We start from the raw sequence: 5,332 nt of genomic DNA, 5'->3' as shown, positions 1-5,332 counted from the left end.
GAAGACGAGGTCAAAAGCAGACAATATACAGTGGGTTATTTGCCGAACAGAGGTAAACCCAACCCCAGCCCACAACTCACCATTAGCGGTCAATGGCTGAAGGAGTTAGGGTTTGAGGTGGGCAGCCACTTTACCCTCACTTGCCAAGCCGTACAGTTGATTATTCGGTTGGCTGAGAAGTGAGGTAGGTAAGGAGATCCCGGTTTGGGACTGGGATCTTTTACACAATTAACATATATCTAATTTCGTAAACTATTTGGCACAATGTAAGTTTGTTAAAACGGAGAAAACAAAATTCCTTTATTATTATGATAAGCATCATCTATTAGTGATACCACAGATCGCAAGTAATCATATGCATTTTGATCTAATAATTCATCTTTCATCAGGCTATTAATTTCTTGACGAAGATCTATAAGTTGTCCGTCACTGAAAAGCTCCATATCACAGTTGGATAACTTAGATAACAATGGATATTTGCAGAGATCATCCCTGATTAAAAAATTCTCATTACCTGAAAAGTCATCTAATGATCTAATGCTTTCACCAATAGCTTTATCCCATAAATATATAATAAACATATAATTACCTAACCACAGTCTTACCTGGGAATGTGTTAACTAAATTACCTTTTTTATCAGTGATGACTGTCATAATAGACGTTGGCGTACTATTATTCATTGCATCAACACCGATATTTTTGCCCATATCCACAGTACGAATATAGTTACCAGTGGATGGTGAGTATTGCACTGGTGTCTTCACTACATTATCTGACTGCAAGACTACCTTTAGTTCATCCTTTGTTATTGTGAAGTGTGATTTATTTGCACCCCATTCACCACCATGTTTCTTCCAAGCATATTCGAGTCCTGAACCAGTAGAGCCATCACCATTTCGGACATTAACACGAGACTGTGTAATTGAATTTTTCCACTCTGTATGAACTTGCTCTTTTGGTAATGTATTTCCAGATGTGTCATTTTTCGGCTGAGATACCCCTGGTTTAACATTTGGCTTAGCAACATCTTTCCCAAACTGTTTTACTAAAGCGCCTGAATTTGCGACCGCTGACATACCACCTAATAGATAAATCGACCCGACATACATACCTGCACGCGTTCGTGCTTCTTCATCGGTATAACCGAAGTTTTTAAAGGCTTCAGTATAGGATTCCAATAGATTGTACGCCTGCTGTGCTTCGGGTGAAGTCGAGTTCAATAACCGTTCGATTTCTTGATAACCAGCCTGCGCTGTTTTTGGATTTTGATACGTCAAACTGACGTAGGTATCTATCGCTTCGAATGCGTCTTTTCTGGCGGCGGTACACTCAGGTGAAACACCTCCGGCACAGGTATCAAGTAATCTTTGTGTTGTTTCTGTATCTTTAATTCGCAGCTCAGCGAGTTTCTGTTGCTCGACTTCAGTGATCTTACCTTGCTTCTCTTTTAGCTCCAGTGACGTCTTCTGGCGGTGCTCTGAGTCGCTCAGATAGTTATTCTCAACCGTGGTCTTCCCGGCCTCTGCGGCATTTGCCGCACTGGACGTATCACCGCGACTAATCCGCCCGCGATACCCGCGGCCAGACTCGCAAACGCACTTACCGTCGATTTTTCGTCTTCTGTTAGCTCACTTGGCTTTTTCTTATACAGCTCTTGCGACAGCATTCCCACCGCTTCTGCCGTCATGGCACCTAACGATTGCGCGCCTGCATTTTCTCCTTTTGCCAGTGCTAATGCAACATTCGCAATACCGTGCGCCGCTATACGACCCTCTTTATTTTCAGCTGGGATATGTTGCGCTATTTGATTCGCGATATACGGCGCACTCGCATTCGCCACCGCTTTATTTACATCCCCATTCACCAACCCTTGGATTAAAGCTGTGCCCGACTCCACTATGCGACGATTATCACCACCCACGCCCCAACCGGATTCATTCACTTTCGCCTGAATAACTTGCTCGTGAATATAGTTATCAATTGCCTCATCGCTGACCACTTTCCCTTGTACTTCAAGCGCTTTTTTCGCAGCCTCACGCTCTTGCTGTGTCGGGATGTTCTTGCTCTCGTTCGCCTCCTTCGTGGCTTTTATGGTCGCATCCGTCACCGCAATATCTGTAATCTGCTTACCTAACTCGCCGACTAGCTGCGTTTTCTCTATCCGCTTCTGCTCTTTCTCTTTGTCAAAAATCGTGTTCAGTTTCTCGTGGGCATTGTCCGTATCACGGCTTAACGCTTTACCTGCCGAACCGAGGTAAACCCACCCCAGTCCACAACTCACCCTGAGCGGTAAGTGACTGAATGAGTTGGGGTTTGAGGTGGGAACCCACTTTTCCCTCACTCGCCAAGCCGGGCAACTGGTCATTCAGTTGACTGAGAACGAGTAAGATATTTAAGGGCGATCCCAGCACAGAACTGGGATCTTTATACATTTAAAAATCAGACCACTCTGCGTAGCTAATATCATCTTCGGTTAATTCAGTAAAACCATCTTGACTTAACATTTTATTAAAATAAAGGATCGTATCTTCTAGTGCCTCTTCAATAGTATTTCCATACCCAATAGCACATTCGGGGGAACCATCAAATTTTCTTTTTATTGCTAAGTCAGTCATTCCAGTGAAATTTCCAGATTGGCTTTCATAAATTTTCACCTTCATTTTTGAATAAGGTAAAATAGGGATCATAGTAATCGTGAATTCAGCAACTGTTTTTCTTATCCGACCCACATTCGTAATATGTAAATCATGCCACATAACGTATTCACCTTTTATTGTTTTCCAAACGATATTATCTTTCCATCGGCTGTTTTATTTAGATATTTTCCATTTTTATAATAACGAGTTACATTATCAGTAGCGCCTCTTATTTTAGCGGTTCGGGCGCCTTTTAAATTTTCAGCGAATCCTTCCGCTTTCCTTTTATATTCCTCAATACTCCCCGACAGGCTACCGCCTTTTTGCTTCGAGTCATATTTGTCGGTAGTTTTTTCGGTGTGTTTGAGTAAAAAAGAAAGGAAAATAACAAGATAGGATTGAAACATTTGGATAGGTGGCTAAAGAAAACGTGGTCAAAACCAGACAATATACAGTGGGTTACTTACCGAACCGAGGAAAGCCAAACCCCAGCCCACAACTGACTATCAGCGGTAAGTGGCTGAAAGAGTTGTGGTTTGAGGTGGGCAGCTACTTTACCCTCTCTCGCCAAGCCGGACAGTTGATTATCCGGCTGGCTGAAGAGTGAGGCTATAGTATAGACGCCACACAGATAGTAGGTTTTAATGATAAACAATACCTACTATCCACGTGTTTGATAGAAAGTTAGAGATGGTCCATAATCAGACTCTGAGTTATGAAGTTCCACCAAAAACTCCTTTGTTGGGAATGCTTTTTTGAGCGACATCTCCCAAGTGCACTGCATTATTTTACATAGCTGTAAAAAAACCGAGTCTGATGTTTTATCTAAACTACCTGTAAATAGATCATATACATGAACATGATTTAACATTTTTTCTATAGCAGATAGATCTGAACCAAATTGTTTTTTCCATTCTTCAAAATTGTTTTTTTCATATCTGTCACTGAGTAATATGCAGCCATCAACATCTAAAAACTCAGGTATCAGTAACTTTATACTACAAAGTATATCTTCCGGGTTACAGCAATCACTTATATAGTCATTAATTTCAATATCATTAGGTGAAGCCCATTCATTTTTCCATGATTCATAACGAATTAAGTCATATGGTTCTTCAACTAGCGTGACTTTTTTCATGGTATTTCATCCTCACGTACAGGTCTTGGCAATGCTTTTGTCGATGGGGATTGAACCCTCACTTGCCCATTTGGTAATACGTTACGTCCATATTCTATAACATGAGGTGTAGCGACACCTCCATGAGCAGCTCCTGTAACATCAACCCTCTTAGTAATCATGCCATTAGAGTCATAAGTGGCATAGCTTGTTATGTTCCCTTGGTTATCAGCTCTATATACCGTTCCATTTTTAGGTCCACCTTCGATTTGGAATCGACCACTTACTTGTTGGGCTCTTTCCAATGGGCCACCAACAAGATTGGTTGCATTTCGAGGAAGACGCTGCTGATTATTTCCGCTATTTGGCGTAGATGGAGTATTACCTCCAGAACTGTTATTTTGCTCTTTTTCTTTGTTACCCTTGTCGCCTTTCCCCTTAATCCCAGCAACCGACACGCCAGAACCAGGAATAGCTCCACCAATTCCAATGCTATCTCCTGCTTCTTTTGCGAGTAGAGCACCTTTCGCTGTAATTGATAACGAGTCATAAATGGCTTGAGCACTTTCCGCACTCTCTGCTTTCACAAAATTCACAAGCTGAGCGCGATCTTCTGAACTAAGATCATCAAAAAGAGCAGATATTTTCAAGGCATCGGCAACATTAACACCTGCATTCAGTTCAGACCAAACACCAATCGCATCAAAGGAACCACCACTTTCAATTTCAGCAATGGCTTCATCTCTATTTTCCTTGCTGATTTTGCCGTACTTGTCGTAAATGCCTGTTTTATCTGCACCAGTCTTATCCGCGTCTTCAAGCTCTTTTTTCATGTCTACGACATTTTGAGAGCTCAAATAATTATTCTCAACCGTGGTCTTCCCGGCCTCTGCGGCATTTGCCGCACTGGACGTATCACCGCGACTAATCCGCCCGCGATACCCGCGGCCAGACTCGCAAACGCACTTACCGTCGATTTTTCGTCTTCTGTTAGCTCACTTGGCTTTTTCTTATACAGCTCTTGCGACAGCATTCCCACCGCTTCTGCCGTCATGGCACCTAACGATTGCGCGCCTGCATTTTCTCCTTTTGCCAGTGCTAATGCAACATTCGCAATACCGTGGGCAGCGACCTTCGCTTTATCATCTTCGATATGTTGACCAATATAATTCGCAATATACGGCGCACTCGCATTGGCAACCGCTTTATTTACATCCCCATTCACCAATCCTTGGATTAAGGCTGTGCCCGACTCCACAATGCGGCGATATCACCACCCACGCCCCAACCAGATCCATTCACTTTCGCCTGAATAACTTGCTCGTGAATATAGTTATCAATAGCCTCATCGCTGGCCACTTTCCCTTGTACTTCAAGCGCTTTTTTCGCAGCCTCACGCTCTTGCTGTGTCGGGATGTTCTTACTCTCGTTCGCCTCCTTCGTGGCTTTTATGGTCGCATCCGTCACCGCAATATCCGCAATCTGCTTACCTAACTCGCCCACTAGCTGCGTTTTCTCTATCCGCTTCTGCTCTTTCTCTTTGTCAAAAATCGTGTTCAGTTTCTCGTGGGCATTGAC

At 43.0% G+C, this 5,332-nt stretch carries 8 protein-coding genes and 3 pseudogenes; 2 read left to right on the top strand and 9 right to left on the bottom strand.

The features are described from left to right. Positions 1–30: 30 nt before the first annotated feature. A complete protein-coding gene (locus AC4IFT_RS22125) occupies positions 31–183 on the top strand; it encodes a SymE family type I addiction module toxin (protein WP_490752867.1) in 153 nt (50 codons plus the stop codon). 92 nt (positions 184–275) lie between these two features. Here the strand turns inward: AC4IFT_RS22125 and AC4IFT_RS22120 are convergent, their stop codons facing one another. The 5 genes and pseudogenes from AC4IFT_RS22120 to AC4IFT_RS22100 form a co-directional block, all read right to left on the bottom strand. Continuing rightward, on the bottom strand, positions 276–581 hold the full coding sequence (locus AC4IFT_RS22120) for a hypothetical protein (protein ID WP_063108584.1): 306 nt from the start codon (positions 579–581) through the stop codon (positions 276–278). A 4-nt stretch (positions 582–585) separates the two neighbouring features. Further along, positions 586–1,278 (bottom strand): hypothetical protein, encoded by a 693-nt coding sequence (locus AC4IFT_RS22115; protein ID WP_490752865.1) that lies wholly within the window; start codon positions 1,276–1,278, stop codon positions 586–588. A gap of 66 nt (positions 1,279–1,344) precedes the next feature. Further along, positions 1,345–1,667 (bottom strand): annotated as a pseudogene (locus tag AC4IFT_RS22110) (VENN motif pre-toxin domain-containing protein); the annotation flags it as partial. A 766-nt stretch (positions 1,668–2,433) separates the two neighbouring features. Next, positions 2,434–2,757: a hypothetical protein gene (locus tag AC4IFT_RS22105; protein WP_490752861.1), complete on the bottom strand. Its 324-nt coding sequence runs from the start codon at positions 2,755–2,757 to the stop codon at positions 2,434–2,436. 14 nt (positions 2,758–2,771) lie between these two features. Then, positions 2,772–3,044: a hypothetical protein gene (locus AC4IFT_RS22100; RefSeq protein ID WP_490752859.1), complete on the bottom strand. Its 273-nt coding sequence runs from the start codon at positions 3,042–3,044 to the stop codon at positions 2,772–2,774. Between the two features lie 23 nt (positions 3,045–3,067). Between AC4IFT_RS22100 and AC4IFT_RS22095 the strand changes: the two genes are divergently transcribed. Beyond that, positions 3,068–3,244: a SymE family type I addiction module toxin gene (locus AC4IFT_RS22095; RefSeq protein WP_490752857.1), complete on the top strand. Its 177-nt coding sequence runs from the start codon at positions 3,068–3,070 to the stop codon at positions 3,242–3,244. Between the two features lie 54 nt (positions 3,245–3,298). Here AC4IFT_RS22095 and AC4IFT_RS22090 read toward each other — a convergent pair whose 3' ends face one another. From AC4IFT_RS22090 to AC4IFT_RS22075, 4 genes and pseudogenes are all read right to left on the bottom strand, one after another. Continuing rightward, on the bottom strand, positions 3,299–3,775 hold the full coding sequence (locus AC4IFT_RS22090; RefSeq protein WP_273839493.1) for a hypothetical protein: 477 nt from the start codon (positions 3,773–3,775) through the stop codon (positions 3,299–3,301). Next, positions 3,772–4,611, bottom strand: a complete 840-nt coding sequence (locus AC4IFT_RS22085; protein WP_490752863.1) for a polymorphic toxin type 24 domain-containing protein — start codon at positions 4,609–4,611, stop codon at positions 3,772–3,774. Before AC4IFT_RS22085 ends, AC4IFT_RS22090 begins: the two co-directional genes overlap by 4 nt. A 54-nt stretch (positions 4,612–4,665) precedes the next feature. After that, positions 4,666–4,787: pseudogene (locus AC4IFT_RS22080) on the bottom strand (VENN motif pre-toxin domain-containing protein); the annotation flags it as partial. Positions 4,788–4,990: 203 nt separating this feature from the next. Next, positions 4,991–5,332 (bottom strand): annotated as a pseudogene (locus tag AC4IFT_RS22075) (VENN motif pre-toxin domain-containing protein); the annotation flags it as partial.

It is taken from the genome of Providencia sp. UF-183, from assembly GCF_058246155.1.
This window is presented reverse-complemented; position numbering and strand designations above follow the sequence as displayed.

Coding starts and splice junctions, on each gene's coding strand:
- AC4IFT_RS22120 (WP_063108584.1), bottom strand. CDS start 581: ATGTTTATTATATATTTATGGGATAAAGCTATTGGTGAAAGCATTAGA.
- AC4IFT_RS22105 (WP_490752861.1), bottom strand. CDS start 2,757: ATGTGGCATGATTTACATATTACGAATGTGGGTCGGATAAGAAAAACA.
- AC4IFT_RS22100 (WP_490752859.1), bottom strand. CDS start 3,044: ATGTTTCAATCCTATCTTGTTATTTTCCTTTCTTTTTTACTCAAACAC.
- AC4IFT_RS22090 (WP_273839493.1), bottom strand. CDS start 3,775: ATGAAAAAAGTCACGCTAGTTGAAGAACCATATGACTTAATTCGTTAT.